Annotated in this window: 25 protein-coding genes and 1 other RNA gene; 7 read left to right on the forward strand and 19 right to left on the reverse strand. The window is 54.4% G+C overall.

Annotated elements, in window-relative coordinates; all coding sequences use genetic code 11:
- The first annotated feature begins 89 nt into the window (after positions 1 to 89).
- The gene (gene elbB / locus AC2FC2_RS08390; protein ID WP_404760519.1) at positions 90 to 743 is read left to right on the forward strand and encodes an isoprenoid biosynthesis glyoxalase ElbB; all 654 of its coding nucleotides are present in this window, start codon (positions 90 to 92) and stop codon (positions 741 to 743) included.
- Positions 740 to 1,471: a monofunctional biosynthetic peptidoglycan transglycosylase gene (gene mtgA, locus AC2FC2_RS08395; RefSeq protein WP_209637181.1), complete on the forward strand. Its 732-nt coding sequence runs from the start codon at positions 740 to 742 to the stop codon at positions 1,469 to 1,471. The genes elbB and mtgA overlap by 4 nt, the downstream gene beginning before the upstream one ends.
- Positions 1,472 to 1,511: 40 nt before the next feature.
- On the opposite strand, the gene dolP is transcribed toward mtgA, so the two are convergent.
- The 4 genes from dolP to AC2FC2_RS08415 form a co-directional block, all read right to left on the reverse strand.
- A complete protein-coding gene (gene dolP / locus AC2FC2_RS08400; RefSeq protein WP_037416385.1) occupies positions 1,512 to 2,087 on the reverse strand; it encodes a division/outer membrane stress-associated lipid-binding lipoprotein in 576 nt (191 codons plus the stop codon).
- A 9-nt stretch (positions 2,088 to 2,096) separates the two neighbouring features.
- Positions 2,097 to 2,687 (reverse strand): DnaA initiator-associating protein DiaA, encoded by a 591-nt coding sequence (gene diaA / locus AC2FC2_RS08405; protein WP_037416387.1) that lies wholly within the window; start codon positions 2,685 to 2,687, stop codon positions 2,097 to 2,099.
- 164 nt (positions 2,688 to 2,851) lie between these two features.
- Positions 2,852 to 3,205 (reverse strand): YraN family protein, encoded by a 354-nt coding sequence (locus tag AC2FC2_RS08410; RefSeq protein ID WP_209637183.1) that lies wholly within the window; start codon positions 3,203 to 3,205, stop codon positions 2,852 to 2,854.
- A complete protein-coding gene (locus tag AC2FC2_RS08415; protein ID WP_490659068.1) occupies positions 3,202 to 5,229 on the reverse strand; it encodes a penicillin-binding protein activator in 2,028 nt (675 codons plus the stop codon). Before AC2FC2_RS08415 ends, AC2FC2_RS08410 begins: the two co-directional genes overlap by 4 nt.
- A gap of 62 nt (positions 5,230 to 5,291) precedes the next feature.
- On the opposite strand from AC2FC2_RS08415, the gene rsmI reads away from it, so the two are divergent.
- The gene (gene rsmI, locus AC2FC2_RS08420; protein ID WP_037416395.1) at positions 5,292 to 6,155 is read left to right on the forward strand and encodes a 16S rRNA (cytidine(1402)-2'-O)-methyltransferase; all 864 of its coding nucleotides are present in this window, start codon (positions 5,292 to 5,294) and stop codon (positions 6,153 to 6,155) included.
- Between the two features lie 41 nt (positions 6,156 to 6,196).
- Positions 6,197 to 6,575, forward strand: an RNA gene (gene rnpB, locus AC2FC2_RS08425) — RNase P RNA component class A.
- 58 nt (positions 6,576 to 6,633) lie between these two features.
- Here the strand turns inward: rnpB and AC2FC2_RS08430 are convergent.
- Complete coding sequence (locus tag AC2FC2_RS08430; protein WP_209637188.1) at positions 6,634 to 7,335, reverse strand: pirin family protein; 702 nt, start codon at positions 7,333 to 7,335, stop codon at positions 6,634 to 6,636.
- A 187-nt stretch (positions 7,336 to 7,522) separates the two neighbouring features.
- Here AC2FC2_RS08430 and AC2FC2_RS08435 point away from each other — a divergent pair, with 187 nt between their 5' ends.
- Positions 7,523 to 8,428 (forward strand): LysR family transcriptional regulator, encoded by a 906-nt coding sequence (locus tag AC2FC2_RS08435; protein ID WP_037416398.1) that lies wholly within the window; start codon positions 7,523 to 7,525, stop codon positions 8,426 to 8,428.
- A gap of 37 nt (positions 8,429 to 8,465) precedes the next feature.
- Here AC2FC2_RS08435 and AC2FC2_RS08440 read toward each other — a convergent pair whose 3' ends face one another.
- From AC2FC2_RS08440 to AC2FC2_RS08490, 11 genes are all read right to left on the reverse strand, one after another.
- Entirely contained in the window at positions 8,466 to 9,452 is a 987-nt protein-coding gene (locus tag AC2FC2_RS08440) for a glutathione S-transferase family protein (protein ID WP_265555906.1), read from the reverse strand.
- A 74-nt stretch (positions 9,453 to 9,526) separates the two neighbouring features.
- Positions 9,527 to 9,922 (reverse strand): DoxX family protein, encoded by a 396-nt coding sequence (locus AC2FC2_RS08445; protein ID WP_099062123.1) that lies wholly within the window; start codon positions 9,920 to 9,922, stop codon positions 9,527 to 9,529.
- 294 nt (positions 9,923 to 10,216) lie between these two features.
- Complete coding sequence (locus AC2FC2_RS08450; RefSeq protein ID WP_209637192.1) at positions 10,217 to 10,504, reverse strand: YqjK-like family protein; 288 nt, start codon at positions 10,502 to 10,504, stop codon at positions 10,217 to 10,219.
- Positions 10,501 to 10,899: a phage holin family protein gene (locus AC2FC2_RS08455; RefSeq protein ID WP_061807840.1), complete on the reverse strand. Its 399-nt coding sequence runs from the start codon at positions 10,897 to 10,899 to the stop codon at positions 10,501 to 10,503. Before AC2FC2_RS08455 ends, AC2FC2_RS08450 begins: the two co-directional genes overlap by 4 nt.
- Positions 10,900 to 10,901: 2 nt before the next feature.
- Positions 10,902 to 11,207: an ElaB/YgaM/YqjD family protein gene (locus AC2FC2_RS08460; protein WP_037416411.1), complete on the reverse strand. Its 306-nt coding sequence runs from the start codon at positions 11,205 to 11,207 to the stop codon at positions 10,902 to 10,904.
- 164 nt (positions 11,208 to 11,371) lie between these two features.
- Positions 11,372 to 11,743 carry a DUF1090 domain-containing protein gene (locus AC2FC2_RS08465; protein ID WP_209637195.1) on the reverse strand — a complete coding sequence of 124 codons (372 nt, stop codon included), beginning with the start codon at positions 11,741 to 11,743 and terminating at the stop codon, positions 11,372 to 11,374.
- A gap of 219 nt (positions 11,744 to 11,962) precedes the next feature.
- Complete coding sequence (mzrA, locus tag AC2FC2_RS08470; protein ID WP_061807841.1) at positions 11,963 to 12,334, reverse strand: EnvZ/OmpR regulon moderator MzrA; 372 nt, start codon at positions 12,332 to 12,334, stop codon at positions 11,963 to 11,965.
- A complete protein-coding gene (locus AC2FC2_RS08475) occupies positions 12,334 to 13,014 on the reverse strand; it encodes a DedA family protein (protein WP_037416416.1) in 681 nt (226 codons plus the stop codon). Before AC2FC2_RS08475 ends, mzrA begins: the two co-directional genes overlap by 1 nt.
- Positions 13,015 to 13,154: 140 nt before the next feature.
- Positions 13,155 to 13,589, reverse strand: coding sequence for a hypothetical protein (locus AC2FC2_RS08480; protein ID WP_490659069.1), 435 nt, complete (start codon positions 13,587 to 13,589; stop codon positions 13,155 to 13,157).
- 186 nt (positions 13,590 to 13,775) lie between these two features.
- A complete protein-coding gene (exuR, locus tag AC2FC2_RS08485) occupies positions 13,776 to 14,552 on the reverse strand; it encodes a transcriptional regulator ExuR (RefSeq protein WP_265555910.1) in 777 nt (258 codons plus the stop codon).
- A gap of 115 nt (positions 14,553 to 14,667) precedes the next feature.
- Complete coding sequence (locus tag AC2FC2_RS08490) at positions 14,668 to 15,966, reverse strand: MFS transporter (RefSeq protein ID WP_209637201.1); 1,299 nt, start codon at positions 15,964 to 15,966, stop codon at positions 14,668 to 14,670.
- 387 nt (positions 15,967 to 16,353) lie between these two features.
- On the opposite strand from AC2FC2_RS08490, the gene uxaC reads away from it, so the two are divergent.
- A complete protein-coding gene (gene uxaC, locus AC2FC2_RS08495) occupies positions 16,354 to 17,766 on the forward strand; it encodes a glucuronate isomerase (RefSeq protein ID WP_209637202.1) in 1,413 nt (470 codons plus the stop codon).
- 20 nt (positions 17,767 to 17,786) lie between these two features.
- Complete coding sequence (locus AC2FC2_RS08500; protein ID WP_265555912.1) at positions 17,787 to 19,277, forward strand: UxaA family hydrolase; 1,491 nt, start codon at positions 17,787 to 17,789, stop codon at positions 19,275 to 19,277.
- A 74-nt stretch (positions 19,278 to 19,351) separates the two neighbouring features.
- Here AC2FC2_RS08500 and sstT read toward each other — a convergent pair whose 3' ends face one another.
- From sstT to AC2FC2_RS08515, 3 genes are all read right to left on the reverse strand, one after another.
- Positions 19,352 to 20,587: a serine/threonine transporter SstT gene (gene sstT, locus AC2FC2_RS08505; RefSeq protein ID WP_209637206.1), complete on the reverse strand. Its 1,236-nt coding sequence runs from the start codon at positions 20,585 to 20,587 to the stop codon at positions 19,352 to 19,354.
- Between the two features lie 266 nt (positions 20,588 to 20,853).
- A complete protein-coding gene (locus AC2FC2_RS08510) occupies positions 20,854 to 21,831 on the reverse strand; it encodes a TerC family protein (RefSeq protein ID WP_280921279.1) in 978 nt (325 codons plus the stop codon).
- Positions 21,832 to 22,216: 385 nt separating this feature from the next.
- Entirely contained in the window at positions 22,217 to 22,948 is a 732-nt protein-coding gene (locus AC2FC2_RS08515; RefSeq protein WP_490307895.1) for a glutamine amidotransferase, read from the reverse strand.
- Position 22,949: the final 1 nt, after the last annotated feature.

Raw genomic sequence — 22,949 nt, forward strand, 5'->3', positions numbered from 1 at the left:
TTAGAAGATTCATTAAAATGTGTGATGTAGATTAGTGTTTGTCTACTCCGAGCACTAACCAGTTGACAGTATCGACAGGAGGAAGGGTGATGAAAAACGTGGGTGTAGTGCTAAGTGGCTGCGGGGTTTATGACGGTACGGAGATCCATGAAGCCGTTCTGACACTGTTGGCGTTGGACCGCGCGGGGGCGAAAGCAGTGTGCTTTGCGCCTGATAAACCTCAACTTCATGTTATTAATCACTTATCTGGCGATGAAGCACCAGAGCAGCGCAATGTTTTAGTGGAGTCAGCACGCATTGCCCGAGGCGAGGTCCGTCCGCTTTCACACGCCGATGCCAGTCAGTTGGACGCCCTGATCGTCCCAGGTGGATTTGGTGCCGCGAAGAACCTCAGCAGTTTTGCAAGCGAAGGCGCGGGATGCTGGATTGATAAGGATTTGGTTAAGTTAACGCAGCAAATGCATAAGGCAAATAAACCAATCGGTTTTATGTGCATTGCCCCTGCGTTGCTGCCAAAGTTGCTGGATCAACAAGTGCGGCTGACCATTGGCAACGATCCAGACCTGGGTGAAGTGATTGATGCCATGGGCGGTGAACCGGTGATTTGCCCAGTCGATGACATCGTGGTGGACAGTGAAAACAAAGTGGTAACGACACCGGCCTATATGCTGGCGAAATCTATCGGTGAAGCAGCCAGCGGGATTGATAAGCTGGTTTCACGGGTGCTGGATTTGGCTGAATGAGAAAGTCTGCGGGAAAATCGATTTTATCCCGGCTGGGGTTTTGGCTGAAACGTGGACTTCTTGTTCTGGTCGGGGTGTGGCTATTAGGGATTGTCGCCTTTGCTTTCCTGCCAGTGCCTTTTTCTTCCGTCATGGTGGAACGGCAGGTGGGGGCCTGGTTGAGGGGGGATTTTAGCTACGTGGCACACTCCGACTGGGTGTCGATGGACGATATTTCCCCGCAGATGGCGCTGGCGGTGATGGCAGCCGAAGATCAGAAATTCCCTGACCACTGGGGTTTTGACGTGGCGGCGATAGAAAAGGCGTTCAGCCACAACGAGAAGCGCCCGACGCGCATCCGCGGTGCCTCTACGCTGTCGCAGCAAACTGCCAAGAACCTGTTTTTGTGGGATGGCCGCAGCTGGTTGCGCAAAGGGCTTGAGGCCGGGCTGACATCGGGTATTGAGCTGGTATGGACCAAGCGGCGTATCTTGACGGTGTACCTGAATATCGTCGAGTTCGGCGACGGTATTTTCGGTGTGGAGGAGGCATCACAACGTTTCTTCAATAAACCGGCCAAGCGGCTGACCGCATCAGAGGCTGCATTGCTGGCAGCGGTATTGCCGAACCCGCACCGTTTCAAGGCGAATGCCCCTTCGGGTTACGTGATACAACGGCAGCAATGGATTATGCGCCAGATGCGCCAACTGGGCGGGGACGCGTTTTTGAAAGAGAATAATCTGGATTAACGTGCCGGATAAAGGCAAGTGCCTTATCCGGCGCTGCGGGTTATTTCACTGAAGTAAAGGCCGTGGTGACGTGTTTCACACCGCTCACCTGGCTGGCGATTTGTGCCGCTGACTGCCCTTCTTGTGGTGTCACCAGGCCCAGCAGGAACACTTCACCGTTTTCTGTGGTGACTTTCACATTCGATGACTTCACCGTATCGCTGGTGAGCAGCTGTGAACGTACCTTGGTGGTGATCCAGGTATCGGAAGAGGCCGTGCTCAGGCTGACCGGGGTACCTTGGCGGATCTCGTTATACACTTCAGTCGTACCTTCAACACCCATCGCGATTTGTTTGGCGCGTGCGGCCAGATCGGTGCTTGGCGCCTGACCCGTCAATAACACTTTACCCTGGTAAGCCGTTGCGACGACGCGGGCATCTTTTTTCAACTGCTGATCTTTACTTAGGGCGTTCTCAACCCGGGCTTCCAGCGTGCCGTCGTCTACCTGAGTACCCACGCTACGTGGGTCGGTGGCGGTTTTGGTGGCAACAGCGGCGCTGCCAACGACAACGCCTGCAATACAACCTTGTAACAGCAGGGCGCTGGACAGCACTGCAAATGTGGCTTTCAGCTTCATCTCAGTTCCTTAATCGTCCTGGTGGGGAAACAACGTACTATCTATCAGGTCGCATAGGCAATTTACGGTGAGCATATGCATTTCCTGAATGCGTGCACTGCGGTGCGAGGGGATGCGGATTTCGACATCCTGCTGACCGAGCAAGCCGGCCAGTTCACCGCCGTCGTAACCGGTCAGCGCGACAATGGTCATATCACGCGTCACTGCGGCTTCGACTGCTTTTACAATATCACGGCTGTTGCCGCGGGTGGAAATTGCCAACAACACGTCGCCGGCATGGCCGAGCGCGCGGACTTGCTTGGCATAAACTTCATCGTGCAGGCGATCGTTAGTGATCGCCGTCAGCACCACGTTATCGGCATTGAGAGCAATTGCCGGCAGGCTTGGGCGCTCGGTTTCAAAGCGGTTGATCATGCTGGCGGCGAAATGCTGTGCGTTGGCTGCCGAGGTGCCATTACCGCAACAAAGAATTTTATTACCGTTAAGTAAAGATTGGACCAGCGTCATCGCTGCTCGCGAAATGGCGTCGGGTAAAGCCTCCGCCGCCGCAATCTGGGTTTGGATGCTTTCGGTAAAACAGGCTTTAATTCTATCCAGCACGTTGTATTAATCCACTCAGTCAAAGGGCCACTTGGCACCGGTATACCCGTCGTTTTTCAAGCTGTAGCGTTGTTCTCTGCACTCACTCACCCTTTGGTAAGCGCTTGGGATGAGTGCGCAGGTTGCCTAACTGCAACGTGAAATCCATAGGGTATAAATAATGTTTAATCCGCATTGAAGGCGTTGGGTATCCATTCTAACTGGCTACCGGTGATGGCCAAAACATCAAAACGGCAAGATGATGTGTCAAAACTGGCTCCGCGCCCCGCCAACCAAACGGCGGCGGCATGCAACAACCGTTGTTGCTTACGATAAGTGACGCTGGCTGCCGCACCACCAAAAGTGTCGTTGCGGCGGTAGCGGACTTCTACGAACACCCAGGTTTTACCCTCGCGCATGATGAGATCGAGCTCACCGCCACGCACCGCCACGTTGGCGGCGAAGAAGGTGAGCCCGGCGCGTTCCAGATAGTGGCGGGCTTGTAACTCATAGCCCGCCCCTGTGGCGCGTTGACTCAAGAGACCGGAACGACCATACCCTGACGGTATTGCAGCCAAGGCAGTTTTCGGTTGATCACACAACCTTGTGAGGATGTGAGCACACCCGTCGTGCCTGAGACCTGGAAGCCAGGCAGTTGGCGCATTTCAGCAAAGTGGTTGGACAATGTCCAGGCATCCATCCCCATTGCGTACAGACGTACCAGCGAATAATCACTACGGAACTGACTGCTTGCCTGCTGCAACAATTGCGGGTTGGAACCGGCCAACAATGGAATGTCGCTGAACTGCAGACCTTCCATTTCCAGACGGAAGTCCGGGCCGGCACCGGCCTGGTAGCTGCGTGAGCTGGCGTACATGGCCGGCTTACTGCGCGAGGTGGTAGCCATGTCGATCATCGGTTTGATCAGTGTCAGCTGAGACTGTGTCGCTACGATATAGACCGCGTCCACGCCGCCACCGCTGGTTGCAGGCGTGTCGCTTGGCGGTGCAGGAATGGTCAGCCCGGCAATGGTTACCGCCTGTGGCGCAGGTGCCGCAGAGATGGGGGTGCCGGACATGCGAATGCCGCCGCTGTTCACCATCTGACGTAATTCACCCGGTGACCCGATGTTTTGTTGCAACACGGTCTGACCACCCAGTTTCTGCCACTCCTGATTAAAGGCTTTAGCAACGCGATCGCCGAAGGCACCGCGCGGGATCAGCAACAGCGGTTGCCGTTTCTGCTGTTCCCAGATGTGGCGTGCGGCATCACGGGCTTCGTCTTCCGGTGAAAGTGCGAAGTAGCAAATATTTGGGTTGTCTTTCGGCGTTTCCGGCTGATTGAGCGCCAGTACGTTCAACGTCGTCGTGCTGCTGGCCAACTGATCGACATTTTCTTTCAGCAGCGGACCGACCACTAGGGTCGCGCCATCCTGCTGTGCCTGCGTCAACAACGCGGCCAGTGGCTGGCTGGTGGTGTCATAGACCTTAATCTGTGCATTAGCGGCTTGTGGCGGCGTAATAGGCGCAGTGGACGCTGTAGACGGTTGTGCGGCGGTGACCGGAGCAGCTTCAGCTGGCGGTGCAGAGGTGCTTACCGCACCATTGGCGTTTTGGTCCGTTGGGGCAGGTGCCTGATCGGGGGCACTGACAGGTTGCTGCTGCTGTTGCACCGGTGCCGAATACGTCACGCCATTCTTCGCCGCTTCAAAACCTTTTTGGATCGCGTCGGCGAACACTTTAGCCTGGCCGTTCAGCGGCAACAGCAGCGCAATTTTTGACGTAGACGCCTGGGTAAAGTTAAGCACCTGGTTTAATTGGGTCGGCAACGTTTTTGCCGCCGGATTCTGCGGGTAACGGTTTTGCCAGTCTTTAATGCCTGCCTTCAGTAGATCCGGATCCTGTTTGTTGTCCTGATAAACACGCAATAGATCAAGCCAGCCTTGCAGCACATTCTCATTGGCGTTGATCACCAGGCTGTTCATATCCTGGGGTGTCAGCTGCAACAATGCCTGCCAGGTTTGATCCAGGTTAGTTTGGTGTGCTTTGCCGGTCAGCAAGGGCTCTTGTGCAATATAAGCACGGATGAGCGGCAGGGAAGGTTTGCCCTGATTGGCGGCGATCTGCGCCTGATAGAAGCGTACCAACTGGTTGGCTGACAACGAGCCGGTATCCAGATGGCCTAATGTACTGCGGGCACTGACATAGCTTTTGTTCGCCACTTGGAGCTCAGCACTCAGCAGTTGGCGTTCTGTCTGCTGCACGTTGCTCAGGTTTTTTGGCAGCTGGTTCAGTTGTTCACTGGCTTGCGGCAGTTTCCCTTCGCGTAACAGCGCGCGAATAGCAAGTAATTGCCAGTCAGCCTTGTTATCATTACTGCTTTGCTGCAACTGCTGCAGATAGTAATCGGAACTGGCGCTCGCTTCGTCCTGTATATTAGCGGGCGGCGTCTGCGGGGCCTGACTCGGGCAGCCTGCGAGGAAAAGAGCTGCCGCGATAACTGCGGTAAGTCGGACAGGCTTTGAACGCCCTGCTTTGGTACGAACGAATGTTGAGGAAAGCATACTGTATCCAGTGATGTTTTTTTCAAGATGCTTAATATTAAATCGGCAACTCGGATGAAACAATGAATCAACACCAACAATCAGTCATTTCTGCATCAACACTGTATGTGGTGCCCACCCCAATCGGCAATTTAGGGGATATAACCCATCGTGCGTTAGAGGTACTGAAAAGCGTTGATCTGATTGCGGCCGAGGACACGCGCCATACCGGGTTGCTGCTGCAACACTTTGCGATTAGCGCGCGGTTGTTTGCGCTGCACGACCATAACGAACAGCAAAAAGCCGATCAACTGCTGGCGAAATTGCAGGAAGGCCAGAGCATCGCGCTGGTTTCCGACGCAGGTACCCCCTTGATCAACGATCCCGGCTACCACCTGGTACGCCGTTGTCGTGAAGCCGGCATTCGGGTCGTCCCCTTGCCAGGGGCTTGCGCGGCAACCACCGCACTCTGCGCCGCAGGCCTTGCTTCAGACCGTTTCTGTTACGAAGGGTTCCTGCCGGCGAAAACCAAGGGGCGTAAGGATACGCTGATGGCGCTGGCAGAGGAACCGCGCACGTTGATTTTCTACGAATCAACTCACCGGTTGTTGGAAAGTTTGCAGGACATGGTGACCGTGTGGGGGCCACAACGCTATGTGGTATTGGCGCGTGAATTGACCAAGACCTGGGAATCGATCACCGGCGCACCGGTTGGTGAGCTACTGGCCTGGGTGCAGGAAGATGAAGTCCGTCGCCGCGGCGAAATGGTGCTTATCGTAGAAGGCCACAAGGTGCAGGAAGATGCATTACCGCTGGAGGCGCTACGTACGCTGGCATTGCTGCAAAAAGAACTGCCATTGAAAAAAGCGGCAGCGCTGGCGGCAGAAATCCACGGCGTGAAGAAAAATGCGTTGTATAAGTACGCGTTAGAGCAACAAGAACAGTAAAGCGGTTGACCTGCCGTGAGCACGACGCTACTATCCGCGCCGGAGTTGACCAGACAGTCGCCGCTTCACTGCCGTCCCTTTCGGGGGAGACAGGTGGAGGGGAGGAAAGTCCGGGCTCCATAGGGCAGGGTGCCAGGTAACGCCTGGGAGGCGCAAGCCTACGACTAGTGCAACAGAGAGCAAACCGCCGATGGCCCGCGCAAGCGGGATCAGGTAAGGGTGAAAGGGTGCGGTAAGAGCGCACCGCGCGACTGGCAACAGTTCGTGGCACGGTAAACTCCACCCGGAGCAAGGCCAAATAGGGGTTCACATGGTACGGCCCGTACTGAACCCGGGTAGGCTGCTTGAGCCAGTGAGCGATTGCTGGCCTAGAGGAATGACTGTCCACGACAGAACCCGGCTTACCGGTCAACTCCCTCTATAAAGAAAACCCCGCGTAACTTGCGTTACGCGGGGTTTTTTCCATTCAGAAGATCATTCACACCGGCAAATCGATCAACAGTGCGCGCAGTGGCGTTTTAGCGCGGATAGTCAGTCGGTTTTCCTCATGGATAAACGCTCCATCACCGCAGGTTAGCCGTTGGCCGTCGTGACGTTCGCCATGGGCTTCAATGGTGCCGTGGATCGACTGCAAATAGGCACGCGGTCCGTTCAGCGCCAGTGTCTGCTGCTCGCCGGGTTGTAAATCCAAATGATGAATCCACACTTGTTGGCGCAGTTGCAGACTGCCCTGTGCGCCATCAGGCGAAGCCAGCAGCGTCAGACCGGCCTCTGGCAGCATCAGGCGCTGTACACGCTCGTTGCTGCGCTCTGGGCAGGCGTCCAGCCAGAGTTGCAAACGGGTCAGTGGCGTATCGTTGCTGATGTTCTGCTCGCTGTAACTCAGACCAGGCTGTGTGGACAACAGTAAGGCTTCACCAGCCTGAGCATTCACCGTGTTGCCGTCGCTGTCGCGGTATTCGGCCTTCCCCTGCAAGATCAGATTCAGGATATCCACATTGGGATAGGTGCGTGGCTGGAATGACGCACCTGGCGCCAGCACCTCCTGATTCAGCACCCGTAGTGAGGCGTAGCCCATCAGCTTGGGATCGAAATAATGTCCAAAAGAAAAGGTGTAGCGAGCCTGCAGCCAACCAAAGTCAGCTTGCCCGCATTGTTGTGCTGTTCTGCATGTAATCATGGCAATCGGCTCTCTAAATTTATTCTTCCCTTCATCGTTCTGGTTGCTGCTGTTTTGGCTTATCTCGACCACTGTCTCGCTGCCGCCAGAAACCTATTGGGTATATTAAGATGGTAAGCATCTGGACGCCGGATTGTTAGCCAGTTAATCTGGTCGGCATATTCAAATTTCCTGACAGAGAGATTCGATGGCCAGAGATCGGGCGTTAACGCTAGAAGCGTTAAGGGTTATGGATGCGATCGACCGACGTGGTAGCTTCGCTGCGGCAGCCGATGAGCTGGGGCGCGTGCCGTCGGCACTCAGCTACACCATGCAAAAATTGGAAGAAGAATTGGACGTGGTGCTGTTCGACCGTTCCGGTCACCGTACTAAGTTCACCAATGTTGGGCGCATGTTGCTGGAGCGTGGTCGGGTACTGTTGGAAGCCGCAGACAAGCTGACTACGGATGCCGAAGCCTTGGCGCGTGGTTGGGAAACCCATCTGACGATCGTCAGCGAAGCGCTGTCGCCGCCGAGCAAGTTATTTCCGCTGGTCGACAAATTGGCCCTAAAGGCGAATACCCAGGTGTCAATTTTCACCGAGGTGCTGGCAGGTGCCTGGGAAAGGCTGGAGCAGGGGCGTGCCGATATCGTTATCGCCCCGGACATGCATTTCCGCGCCTCGTCAGAAATCAACACCCGTAAGCTGTACAAAGTGATGAGCGTATATGTTGCCGCGCCGAACCACCCGATCCACCTTGAGCCTGAGCCGTTATCCGAATTGACGCGAGTGAAGTACCGCGGTATTGCGGTAGCGGATACCGCCCGGGAACGGCCGGTATTGACGGTGCAACTGTTGGATAAACAGCAGCGGCTGACGGTCAGCACCATTGAAGACAAGCGTCTGGCCCTGCTGGCAGGCTTGGGTGTGGCGACCATGCCTTACCCGATGGTCGAAAAGGACATTGAAGAGGGGCGCCTGCGCGTTGTGGGGCCGGAATACAGCCGTGAGGCTGATATCATCATGGCTTGGCGGCGTGACAGCATGGGAGAGGCAAAAGCCTGGTTCCTGCGCGAAATTCCGCGGCTGTTTGCGCAGTTGGAACGACAGTAGTTCATTCCCCCTCGCCGGTAAGGCGAGGGGGAATGTTTTAGCCGAAACGCGTGTCCCGACCATGGGGTTCGTCCAAATCCTGTGCCGGGCCGATGGAAATAATACCGTGCGGATTGATGGTGGCGTGACTGCGGTAATAATGATTACGGATGTGCGGCAAACTGACCGTTTCGGCAATGCCGGGCATCTGATAAATGTCCCGCAGGAAGCCATAGAGGTTGAGATAATCGCTGATGCGGTGTTTGTCGCATTTAAAGTGGGTGACATACACCGGATCGAAACGCACTAGCGTGGTCCACAGGCGCAGGTCAGCCTCGGTAAGGCGTTCACCGGTCAGATAGCGTTGTTGCCCCAATATTTGCTCCAACCGTGCGAGCCCATCAAATACCCCGTTTACCGCTTCATCATAGGCTGCCTGGCTGGTTGCAAAACCCGCTTTGTACACCCCGTTATTGACCTGATCGTAAATCCAACCGTTTAACTCATCGATTTTTCCGCGTAGCTCTGCCGGGTAGTAATCGCCAGCACGTGCGCCTACGCCATCAAATGCGCTGTTGAACATCCGGATGATATCGGCGGATTCGTTACTGACGATGGTTTGCTGTTGTTTATCCCACAGCACCGGTACCGTCACGCGGCCGGTATAGTGTTTGTCGGCGCGCAAGTAAAGCTGGTAGAGGAAATCCGAGTGGTACAGGCTGTCGCCTGTCGCTTCCGGGAAGTCGGTGCCGAAGGTCCAGCCGTTTTGCAACATCAGCGGATGCACCACGGAAACGGGAATGATGTGCTCGAGCCCTTTCAATTTGCGCATCAGCAGAGTGCGGTGTGCCCAAGGGCAGGCGAGGGAAACGTACAGGTGATAACGATCTTTCTCCGCTTTAAAACCTCCGACTCCGTGTTCGCCCGGTTGACCGTCAGCGGTCACCCAATTGCGGAACTGAGAGGTTGAGCGTTTGAAACGGCCTCCGGTAGATGAGGTGTCATACCAGGTGTCTTGCCAAACGCCATCGACGAGTTGTCCCATGGGAATCTCCTTCGTGTCCGAGTGAAAAAAGCAGAAGGGTCCGGCATGCCGGACCCTGAATCGGTCTTAAAATCTTACCACTTTTTGTTCAGAATGCGGTCGATGCTGAAACCGCCTGGGCCTGCTACGGCCAGGACGATGAAGCCGCCGGCGATGGTCAGGTTTTTCATGAACATCAGCTGGTTTACGCCTTCTGCAAAGTTAGTATGGAACAACAGCGCAGTCAGGATGGTAAAACCGGCGGTGAACAGTGCCACTGTACGGGTCAGGAAGCCGAACAGAATTGCCAGACCGCCGCCAAACTCCAGCAGAATGGTCAATGGCAGCAAGAAGCCAGGGACGCCCATCGATTGCATATACTGTTGGGTACCGGCATAGGCATCACCCATTTTGCCGTAGCCTGCCACGATAAACAGGATTGGCATCAGAATACGAGCAACCAGCAAACCTGTATCTTCTAATTTTTTCATCATCTACTCCAAAGTAATTTTTGTTTGCCAGTCTTGGCGTTTTCATGTCAGTGGGTGGTATGCCGGGTATCTGACCCTGTCCTGCCCGTTTCGTATCGATGGAGTGAATGTTAATCGGGAAGCGGATGCTTTGTTAGCAAGTAAAACTGTCGTATTTTTTCAAAAAAACTGAATCTTTAGCCTGCTAACAAATGGAGGGTAATCAGAATGTTGCCCAACCTTCACCGACAGAAACGTGATGTTTCTGTGAAAAGGCGGGCTTAACAACGGAAGTTTTGAAGAAAGTGAGACAGGTTATTTCGAGGAAAAGGTTTTCTGGATCAATCGGATAGTGCTAATTGCGGCAAAGGCGCGACGAGACCAGCGAATCAGCTTGCTGGGATGGCGTACACCGTACAGTGCCATCACACTTGAACCGACCACCAGATATTTACGCAGGCCAAAAATGGTTTGCCAGCCGCGATCGATACGTTCGGTCTTTTCCAGCCACAGAGTTTTGTTGTCAGCAAGATCCAGCCTTTGCTGCTGGATCTTGTTAATCAGCTTCTCTTTCCTCCATTCCAGATAGCGGCGGCGATTCATTGTTCACCCTCCAACTGGGAACGGTCTATTTCCAATTGTTTGCGCGAAGCGCCAAGCAGCGTAGAGCGCCGCGCTTTGACCAGCGTCCAAATGGTGCCGACAATGGCCAGGAACAACAGTACGCCAGTGGTGGTACCTAATGCGATCAAGCGGTAAACCGGATCGATAGCCCAGAATATCAGGATCAGTAGGCTCATCAGGCCAAATGCCGTGAACAACAGCGTCATACCGGCCATGATCAATAACTGAATAAGGTTGGCTTTCTCCTCTTCCAGCTCGACCACGGCCAGTCGTACGCGTGTTTCCACCATACCGACCAGAATAGTGATGATGCGCTGCCCGATGTCCAGGACCCCTTTAGCGGGGCCCTCGCGGCCTTGTGGTTGTTCAGCCATAATTAACGACGCGCGAGCAGAACGCCCAACACCACGCCAACGGCAGCGCCGATACCGATGCCGGTCCACGGATTATCACGCACGTAATCGTCGGCCTGACCTGCGATCTGTTTGGTCTGAGAGGCAATTTTGTCGCCAGCATCGCTCAGGCGTGCGCGGGTATCTTTCAATGCGCCTTCTGCTTTGGAACGCAGTTTTTCCAGTTCTGCTTTTGGCTTATCGGTGGAAGAGTTCAACACTTCTTCCAACGTATCGGCTAAGGATTTAAGTTCAGCGCGTAAGTTCTCTGCATTTGAATCATGTGCCATGTGATTATTCCTTAACGTTAACTTCGACAGACTTTCAACATAGCGGATTTTTTCGCCGGAGCAAAGGGCGGATGGGTAGCTGATATCACTAAGCATCCATTTTATATGCAATGAAAATCCCGTATGACGCGGCTCTCAGCGATAAATCCGCTGGTGTAAAAAAATTATTCCGCTTGGGCTTGCTTAAGCTCTGCTTGAGCTTCAGCCAGCTTTTTCTGTTTCTTGGCGACTTTTTCCAGATTGCCGGTCTGCTGAGCTTCTTTCAGCTCTTGCTGACGCTCAGTCACTTTGCGTTGTTTTTCGTCAATTTTTTTCTGACGATCGGCCTGCAGACTGGCCGGTGTGCAATGGGTTTGCACTTCATTCAACGCTTTCTTCAAACCGGCAACACGCTGGGTATTGCCGTGTTGGGTAGCGTAATCGATCTGTTGTTGAATATTTTGTGCCTTGATGGCACAGCCGTCCTCTGCTGCAAACGACAGGGCAGGGAGGGCGAATAATGGGAGAGCCAGTAACATCGATTGGCGTAATTTCATGCTATCAGTTCCTTGTTAATGGGATGCATTGGCACACATCCACCGTTCCAGACTGCCACAAAGGCAGTGCGACAGGAGTCTTACGCTGCTGACTGACGCTAACCTTTAGCATAGCCATAAATCGTGAAGACCCCAAAGAATCCGCCACAGTTGAGTCTTGATTGGTGATTAATTGAGCTGCGGACGATATGAAAGGAAAACCCTTCATATGAAGGGGTATTATCCCAGATTGAGTGGGGCGCGCGCAAATTCACGCACCCAATGGGTAGGAACAGGGGATTCGCTCAGGGCGATAATGTATCCCGGCGGCAGAATGGTTTGCAGTGCCTCACGTGCCAACAATTGTTGTTCGGGTGAGTCCAAGCGAATCACCAAACCATCGCCCTCCGGGGTAATGCTTTTGATGCGAATACCACGCTGATCCAAGCGCTGATAAACATAAAAACCGTCGGGCAGCGAAAGGCCTTGCTGGCCAGCACGAATGCGAAGTTCGCTTTCAGTGCGCACCATGCAAGGCACCAAGAGCGTGGCGAGCGCCAGCAAAGCGAGCGCAATCAGCAGAACATACTGCCAGCGCGGGCGCTTTGTCATCACGCCCCTTTCCCCTGATTTTGGCTGTCTGAGCGTTTCTTACGCCACAGCACAATCAACGAGCCGACCAGCCCGACAACCAGTAACACTAACGGCAGCAGCATCAGGCAGAACATTAACTGGTCTTCATATTTGCGAAACACCGGAGTCTTGCCCAACGCAAAGCCCAGAGACGTCAGGATCACCACCCACAGCAGGCCACTCATCCAGTTAAAGAACTGGAAACGCGCATTGCTCAAACCGGAGAGGCCGGCAATGGTTGGCAGCAGGGTACGGACAAACGCCAGGAAACGACCAACCAACAGGGCGGAAAGTCCGTGACGGTGGAACAATTGATGCGCGCGTTGGTGATAGTGCGCCGGCAGATGCGATAGCCAGCCCTGCACCGTTCGCGTATTGCCGAGCCACTTACCTTGTATGTAGCTGACCCAGCACCCCAGGCTGGCGGCGACGGTCAGGATAAAAATGGTGAGCGGGAAATTCATGGTGCCTTTGGCGATCAACACGCCAACCAGGATCAGCAAGCTGTCGCCCGGCAGAAACGCCGCGGGCAGCAGGCCATTTTCCAGGAACAGGATCATAAACAGCAGGACGTAGAGGGTCCACACGAGCGAAGGGTTCGCCAGCGTCTCAAAATCCTGCTGCCATAAGGCATGTAACAGTTCTTTAATGATGTCCATCCGGTGTTCCTAAAACGTCATTGTTTGTTTGTGTCTCAGCGGCGGATCGGAAGTGGGCGAAGAGCGCGCGGGCGATCCTGACTGCTGGTAACGATGAAACGGCGTTGCTTTTTAGTGGGTTCTAATCGGTGCGACACCGGTCAAGAGTGGTAAGTCAGCGTGCCACGGTAAAGCATATTACTTTCTTTCCAGCCACCCAGCCTGTTCTGCCGCTGCGGGGCGTGCAGTGCCCAATTGACCTGGGCAAGCCGGTTTAGCGCAGGTGAGGTCTGGCGCGGGAGCCGAGTGCGGTAGCCTAAGGTTGTGGTCTGAGTATAGACCGGCAGCCATTGGGCTGAGGCTGTCAATGAACCGGGGTAAGAATGCACCCGCGGCAACAGGAGCGGCACCTTGCCGGGCGGTTTGCGCCGCAGTTCTGCAGGTGACTGGTAAACCAAGTCAGAAGAGGAAAGCGTTGTATCAGCGAACAATGGCTGACTGTTCAATGCTGTGGGAGTCGTCGCGCATAGCTTTTGGCCGGAGACCGAACCGGTCCAGCAGAAAAGAGCAATAAGCATGGCAAACAACCAGCGCATTTATTCGCGTCCCGCCCCGTAGCAGAGGGTAAAAAAAGTGGCTCAACTCTAACAAAATAGCACGATTGGCAACAGGGAAATCTACGTTGCCATCGGTGAAATACTACACGGCAAACTGCGGTTCAGGCATCGATTCAGCGGATTTTACAATACCTGACATAACCCGACGATTTTTGACCGCCTGGGCTATTTATTTTCTGCGGCTGCATTGTCCAGATGCACCACCGGATTATCGGCGAACAGATAGCGGTCAGCGTTATATTCGAAATCGTCGCTGGTGGCGTTGAACAGCATCTGCTTGGTGTTTTCCAGGTGTTGCCACATGGCCAGTTTGGCAGCATGGGGATCTTTGCGAATCAACGCCTTAAGGATCTGATCGTGATCGTCACACCAACTGGCAATTGAGCGATCGTCGATGTGTTCATGCAGCTTGATCCAATAAGGGTTATTGACGCGTTGCACCCACATTTTTTCTACGATTGTGGCCATGGCGGTATTTTGGGTAGCGAGCGCCACCTGCACGTGGAATTTCAGATCCCACTGTGAATCACGAAAGCGATCTTCCTTACGGGCTTGCTCCTGAATCTCCATCAATTGAACGATGTCTTGCTTGGTGACTTGGGTAGCCGCAAATTCCGCAATATTACTTTCGATCAGTTGGCGCGCCTGCAGAAGCTCAAAGGGGCCGGCGGTGGCGAACTCAATGCTGTCGCCCGGCACGACCAGATTTTTCTGCTGGTTGGACATCACGTGGATCCCGGAGCCTTTGCGTACGTCAACGTAGCCTTCCACTTCCAGCATGATGATGGCTTCCCGCACTACGGTACGGCTGACATTCATTTCTTCGGCAATGTAACGCTCGGCCGGCAGTTTATCGCCCACAGGGTATCGGCCACTCTCAATACGTTGCTTAAGCTCGGCGGCCAGTTGTTGGTACAGGCGTCTGGTTTCAGTGAATTCCATAGTGAATGCTCTTAGGGTAGAGAGGGGGCATAACCATAGATTTGTTATACCACTTATCCGGTGGAGCTACCAGTGACGGCTAGGGAGCGCCCGGCGCGGTGGCCGGGCGGCGGGATTAACTGCGTGCGGGTTCCGGTTGCAGGGCATCTTCTGTCGGCGGGGTTGCCGGTCGATTTTGCAAGAGGGTCCAGATAGCAATGGCGCCGAGAATATCGAATACCGACAGCGCTGCAAACAATGGGCTGAACCCCAGAGTATCTGCCAATGCACCGACCACCAGAGCAAACAGCGTGCTGGCGGTCCAGGCAGCCATGCCGGTCAGGCCATTGGCGGTGGCGACCTCGTTGCGACCAAAGACGTCAGAAGACAGGGTAATCAGTGCCCCGGACAGTGCCTGATGAGCAAAACCGCCGACGCATAACAGCGCGATAGCCGCATAAGGGCTCGTGAACAAACCGATCATGCCGGGGCCAATCATGAGCACCGCACCCAGAGTGACCACCAGTTTGCGCGACACGATCAGGTTCACCTTAAAGTGCTTTTGGAAAAACGGTGGCAGATATCCGCCAACGATGCAGCCGAGATCGGCGAACAGCATCGGCATCCAGGCAAACATGGCGATCTCTTTCAGGTTAAAACCGTAGGCTTTGAACATGAATAGCGGGATCCAGGCATTGAACGTTCCCCAGGCAGGCTCCGCCAAAAATCGAGGGAGCGCGATGCCCCAGAACTGGCGGTTGCGCACAATCTGCCAGGCAGACATTTTCTTGGCATTATCGGTTTGGTGTTGAGCCTCCTGGCCATTGAGGATGTAATGGCGCTCTTCATTGCTGAGTTTCTTCTGATCCTTCGGGTGTTTGTAGAAAATCAGCCAACAGATGGCCCAGATCAGGCTTAGCACACCGGTGATGATAAACGCCATTTCCCAGCTGTGCGCAACGATGGCCCAGACCACTAACGGCGGGGCGAGCATGCCGCCGATCGACGAACCTACGTTAAAATAACCCACAGCAATGGATCGTTCTTTGGCTGGGAACCATTCGCTGCTGGCTTTCAGCCCGGCGGGGATCATCGCTGCTTCCGCCATACCCACGGCGCCGCGTGCCAGCGCTAGTCCACCCCAACTGTTGGCGAGCGCGGTGCCCATGCAAAACAGGGCCCACAGGATAGCGAACATGGCGTATCCCACTTTGGTCCCTAAAACGTCCAGTACGTATCCCGCCACTGGCTGCATCAGGGTATAGCAGGCGGAATAGGCCGCGACGATGTATGAGTACTGCTGCGTGGTGATATGTAAGGTGCCTTCCAGCGTCGGTGCTGCGACGGCAATGGCGTTGCGGGTCAGGTAACCCAGCACGGTGCCGATGGTCACCAAGCCGATCATGTACCAGCGTAACCCTTTAATTTTACGCATCCGAAATGTCTCCCAGTCTTCAATAGGCAGTGCCGAGATGGCAGCAGCGTGTAGGGGGTGATCCCTTTTCGTTGTTCTGCGCCGGCCTGTCCGTCACCGACGTATTCCCGCCGCATGAACGACTGGGTGGCGAGACAATAACTTGTCATACAGATTTAAAAGTTGAGTGATATCACAAAAGCCGTTTTTCAATTGGGCAATACTGTTTGCGGGATAATTATGCGATTTGTGCCGTTTTTTGCCGCAAAAATGCCGGTTAATGGCCTTTTGAAGAGGGCCTAGTCGCTACGCAGAGTGATATTTTGCTGGACGCTCGGTTAAATTGGTGTGATAACTTTGTCGAATTGAACAGAGTCGCAGAACGACAAGCAAGGTGAGGAGCCAGATATGGCGACGTTTTTAAGTGAAGATTTTCTGTTAGATACCGAATTCTCCCGGCGTTTGTATCATGATTATGCTGCGGACCAGCCGATCTTTGACTATCACTGTCATTTACCCCCGGAACAGATTGCCGAGAATACCCGTTTCAATAATTTGTATGAGATCTGGCTAAAAGGCGATCACTACAAATGGCGCGCGATGCGCACTAACGGCGTAGCGGAACGGTTGTGTACCGGGGATGCCAGCGATCGTGAGAAATTCGACGCTTGGGCCGCCACTGTGCCTCACACCATCGGTAACCCGCTATACCACTGGACACACCTGGAGCTGCGCCGCCCGTTCGGTATCACAGGAACGTTACTTTCCCCGACGACGGCGGACGATATCTGGCAGCGCGGTAATGCGTTACTGGCGCAGGATGATTTCAGGGCGCGTGGCATCATGCAGCAAATGAACGTGAAAATGGTCGGCACGACAGATGATCCCATCGACGATCTGCGCCACCACAAAGCCATTGCCGCCGATGGCAGTTTCGATATCAAAGTATTGCCAAGCTGGCGACCGGATAAGGCGTTCAATATTGATGCGCCGGGTTTCAATGATTACCTGCAAAAGCTGGAAGCGGCGGCGGATATCAATATTGGTCGTTTCAGTGCCCTGTGTGACGCATTGAAAAAGCGTATGGATCACTTTGCTGCCCACGGCTGCAAGGTGGCTGACCATGCGCTGGATGTGGTGGTGTATGGCGAAGCGGACGAAGCGACATTAGACGCTATTTTAGCGGCACGTCTGAGTGGCAAACTGCCGACACCGGAGCAAAGCGCCCAGTTTAAAAGCGCCGTGCTGGTGTTCCTGGCTGCTGAATATCAACGCCGTGAATGGGTGCAGCAATACCATATTGGTGCTTTGCGTAATAATAACAGCCGCATGCTGGCAAGCCGGGGACCGGATATCGGCTTCGACTCGATTAACGATCGGCCGCTGGCGGAGCCGCTTTCACGCTTGCTGGACGCCCAGGCGCGTCAAGGTGGGTTACCGAAAACGATCCTGTACTGCCTCAATCCGCGCGACAACGAGGTGATCGGCACCATGGTCGGTAACTTCCAGGGAGAAGGCACGCCGGGCAAAATGCAGTTTGGTTCCGGTTGGTGGTTCAACGATCAGAAAGACGGTATGCAGCGGCAGATGACACAGTTGGCGCAACTGGGGTTATTGAGCCGTTTTGTCGGCATGCTGACCGACAGTCGCAGTTTCTTGTCTTATACCCGCCATGAATACTTCCGTCGCATCCTGTGCCAGATGATCGGTCGTTGGGTGGAAGAGGGGGAAGCCCCGGCGGACATCACGCTGCTAGGTCAGATGGTGAGAAATATCTGCTTCGACAATGCCAAAAACTATTTTGCCATTGAACTGGCATAGCGGTTGCCCAAGGCGGGATTATGCAAAGCACGGTAAAAATTCATTCACTGGACAATGTCGCGGTGGCACTGCGTGACCTGGCCGCAGGCGAAACGCTGCGTGTAGAGGCTCAGGACATTGTGCTGTCGCAAGCGGTGGTTCGCGGACACAAGTTTGCGCTGAAACCCATAGCGGCCGGTGAGGCGATCACCAAATACGGTTTGCCGATCGGGCATGCATTGGACGCTATCGCACCCGGTGAGCATATCCACTCACAAAATGCCAAAACCAATCTGAGCGATCTGGACAGTTATCTGTACCAACCTGCTTTTCCATCACTGCCCCCGCAGTCAGCAGACCGAAAGGTACATCTTTATCGTCGTAGCAGCGGAGAGGTCGGGATCCGCAACGAGTTGTGGATTGTGCCGACCGTTGGCTGTGTTAACGGTATTGCCCGGCAGATCCAACAGCGTTTTTTAAAGGAAACCCAAAATGCGGCGGGGATCGATGGCGTGCATCTGTTCAGCCACCCGTTTGGCTGTTCGCAACTGGGGCAGGATCACGACAATACCCGAACCATGCTGCAAAATATGGTGCGACACCCAAACGCGGGCGCGGTGTTGGTGATTGGACTCGGGTGTGAAAACAATCAGGTAGATGTTTTTCGCAGTACGCTGGGTGCAATCGATGAATCGCGGGTGCGCTTTATGGTGTGCCAACAACAGGATGACGAGGTGGAAGCGGGCCTCGAGCAGCTACATGCGTTGTATCAGGTGATGCGCGATGATCGCCGGCAGCCAGGTAAACTGAGTGAGTTGAAGTTTGGCCTGGAATGCGGTGGTTCGGACGGTTTATCAGGCATCACTGCCAATCCGTTGCTGGGCCGTTTTTCCGATTACCTGATCGCTAACGGTGGCACAACGGTGCTGACAGAAGTACCAGAGATGTTTGGTGCCGAGCGGATCTTGATGAGCCGGTGCCGCGATCGGGCAACCTTCGAAAAGACCGTCAGCATGGTTAACGATTTTAAACAGTATTTTATCGCTCATAATCAGCCCATTTATGAAAATCCCTCACCGGGCAACAAAGCGGGTGGTATCACCACGCTGGAGGAGAAGTCCCTTGGTTGCACGCAGAAAGCGGGGCAGAGTCAGGTCGTGGATGTACTCAAGTATGGCGAGCGATTGCGGCAACCTGGCTTAAACTTGCTGAGTGCCCCCGGCAATGATGCGGTGGCGACCAGTGCGTTGGCGGGGGCGGGCTGTCACATGGTGTTGTTCAGTACCGGGCGTGGTACGCCCTATGGTGGCTTTGTTCCTACGGTTAAGTTGGCCACTAACAGCGAACTGGCGGCGAAGAAGCCCCACTGGATCGACTTTGATGCCGGCAAGTTGATCCACGGGACATCAATGGACAGCCTACTGGAGGCATTTGTCGATCTCATCGTGGCGATCGCCAATGGTCAGGCGACGTGTAACGAAGTGAATGACTTTCGTGAATTAGCGATTTTTAAAAGCGGGGTGACATTGTAAAGCTGCGGTATCTGCTTTGCTGGCGCCGAAAAAAAGCGCCCGATAACGGGCGCCTTGTACAATCGTATCAGGAATTAACGCACTCTCAGTGGGTCTTCATCCGCCAAACGCTGGTCTTCTGCCTGGCAGGCCGCAGCAGTGAACAGCACGTCGGTAGAGGAGTTCAGTGCCGTTTCGGCGGAGTCTTGCAGTACACCGATAATAAAGCCGACAGCAACGACCTGCATGGCCACATCGTTCGGGATACCGAACATGTTACAGGCCAATGGAATCAGCAGCAGCGAACCGCCGGCCACGCCGGAAGCACCACAGGCACAGACGGCAGCGACAACGCTCAGCAGCAGTGCAGTCGGAATATCAACGGGAATTCCCAGAGTGTGGACCGCAGCCAGCGTGAGCACGGTAATGGTGATTGCCGCACCGGCCATATTGATAGTGGCACCCAGCGGGATAGAAACCGAGTAGGTGTCTTCGTTCAGATTCAGCTTTTTGCACAGCTCCATATTCACGGGAATATTGGCGGCTGAGCTGCGGGTGAAGAACGCGGTCACGCCACTCTCACGCAGGCAAGCAAAGACCAGCGGATAAGGGTTACGGCGAATTTTCCAGTAAACGATCAGCGGGTTCAGCACCAGCGCTACCAGCAACATACAGCCGATCAGCACCACCAGCAGTTGGGCATAACCCCACAGCGCACCGAAACCGGTATCCGCCAGCGTCGAGGCCACCAGACCGAAGATGCCGAGCGGTGCGCAACGGATCACCGCGCGCACCACCATGGTTACCGCGTGTGACAGATCGTTAATCAGCGATTTAGTGGTTTCGGAAGCGTGGCGCAGTGCGAGGCCCAGGCCCACGGCCCAAGCCAGAATGCCGATATAGTTGGCGCTAATCAGTGCCTGGAACGGGTTGGCAACCACGCTCAGTAACAGGCCTTTTAGCACTTCAATAATACCGCCCGGCGGGTTGATATCCGCATTACCGGCCACCAGCGCCAGATTGGACGGGAACATAAAGCTGACGACAACCGCCACCAGCGCGGCAGCGAAGGTGCCCAACAGATAAAGGAACAGGATCGGACGGATGTTCGTCTTCTGGCCGTGTTTATGGTTGGCGATTGACGCCATAACCAATACCAGCACCAGCACAGGCGCTACCGCTTTTAATGCCCCGACGAACAGCGCGCCCAGCAGCCCAACGGCTGAAGCCGTTGCCGGTGAGACCAACGCAACAATGATGCCGGCCACCAGGCCGATCATGATTTGTTTAACCAGGCTGCCCTGTACGATCCGTTGTAGTAATTTTTGCATGATGCTTTTTCCCGATGATGTTGCGTACAGACTTTGTCACCTCGGCGGGAACGCCACCGGACAACTTTATTTGAATCTGTAACCAAGTGTGTTTGCTTAATCAGTATTCAGTAAACGGATGGGGTTGGAAAGGGTCAGCGGTGAAATTCTGAGGGCGGATCAACTCTTGATAACATTCTGATTACATTTGTGTGATCGCAATAACATTTGGCGTTTGGGATGAATTGCCAAACAATCACGGGGCGACTAGCGCCCCGGATAACAGATTATGGTGCTTTATTATTAGCCAAACGGTCGTTACGGCGGTTAACCCAGGCGTTGATCAGCAGGGTCAGCGTCAGGATACCGGCCACGACACCGAGCGAAACGCCGATCGGGATATGGAAGAAGTCGATAATCAACATTTTGACGCCGATAAACATCAAAATGATCGACAGGCCGTACTTCAGCATCGAGAAACGTTCTGCCACGTTAGCCAGCAGGAAGTACATAGCACGCAGCCCCATGATGGCGAACAGGTTAGAAGTCAGAACGATAAACGGATCCGTAGTGACGGCAAAGATTGCCGGGATGCTGTCGACGGCAAAGATCACGTCACTCAGCTCCACCAGTATCAGTACCAATACCAGCGGTGTCGCAAACAACACGCCGTTGCGGCGCACGAAGAAACGCTCACCTTCCAGGTTATCGGTCATACGCAGGTGGCTGCGCAGCCACTTCACCAAGGGTTTGTCGCCAATCGCCGAATCGTCTTCCTTCGCCAGCGCCATCTTGATACCGGTGAACAGCAGGAAAGCGCCGAACAAATACAGTAACCACTGGAACTGGGTTACCAGCCAGCTACCGGCAAAAATCATGATAGTACGCAGCACAATCGCGCCCAGTACGCCGAAAATCAATACCCGACGCTGCAGGTTGGCTGGTACGGCAAAGTAGCTGAACAGCATCAGCCAGACGAAGACGTTATCAACCGCCAACGCTTTTTCGATCAGATAACCGGTGAGGAAGGCCAGCGCCTGAGTATCGGCAACAGCGCGCCCTGCGGTCTGGTTCAGGTAGTACCAAAAACCCAGGTTGAACAGCAGAGACAGGCTGACCCACACCAGCGACCAACTGGCGGCCTGCTTTAGCGTCATGGTGTGTGCGCCTTTGCGGCCTTGCAGCAGTAAGTCGATTGCGAGCATCACAACTATGATGGCGGCAAAGCTGCCCCATAACCAAGGTGTGCCAACGGTATTCATCATCAGAGGTATCCTTCAAAAACAAAAACGGCCAACGTCGGAAGACGCTAGCCGCTCTTATGAACGCTGCAAGCAAACCTCGCCTTCCGGCAAGGTCTCACTTACAACGTTGATGAAGGTGCACCGATAGTGCGCCCTGACATCAGGTTGCCCGGTAACCGGGTGCTTACGCACCGTAATGACGATTGACCGGCAAGATACCCTTCATCTTTCAAGCCGCTGCTGCGTTGTCTTCCCTCTGTCACCCCAGTCACTTACTTAAGTAAGTTCCTAAGGATTCCTTCGGTTGCCGCCTTGCCGCACCTTGAAATCTATTAGGTATAAAAGTTACTCCCCTTTGCAGGGCAGAAAGTAATGCAAAATGTGTCAGCGGTCAACGTTTATTGCGTTACCCGGCCAAGGCTTTTTGCGCACCCAAACTGACGACAAACCCTTGCAACAGCAGCCGGCTGAACGGCGTATCGCTAACCTGCTGTTGCTTAAGCTGATACTCCGCATGTTGTTCTGGGTACAGCTCGCCGAGCCAGCTCAGATACTGGTGCATCACTGCGCCGTTAAACTCTGGGTGGAACTGCGTCGTCAGCACGTGATCGCCATAACTCAGGATCTGATAAGCATCCTGCTGGGAACGTGCCAGCACTACGGCGCCGGCAGGGGGCGTTAATACGCTCTGGGAGTGGATCAGGTTCGCCTTGAAGCGCGGTGGCAACATTGCCATCCGCCGGTCATTGGCGGCGGCGGGCAACAGTTCGATGTCCAGCGTACCGACCTCCATGCCTTGCGGGTGGTAGCCGACTTCGCCGCCGAGCGCGTAGGCCAGCAGTTGGTGGCCATAACAGGCGCCAAAAATAGGCAGCTTAATGAGCATCGCCTGGCGTAGCCACTCGGCAGCCTGCTCGCTCCAGGGTAATTGTTCAGTGACCATGGCCGGTGAACCGGTAATCACCACGCCAGAATAGTTTTGTGGGGGCAAAGGTTGTTCGCCAGCAGGAAGATGCACAATCTGCACACGATCGGCGTCAATGTTTCCCTGTTGCAGGAACATGCCGTCAAAATTGGCTTTCTCCCGGCGAATAACGTCTGGGGCATCGCCGGTTTGCATCAGTAATAATGGCTTCATG

Source organism: Serratia sp. CoH_122_TC_1, from assembly GCF_058191755.1.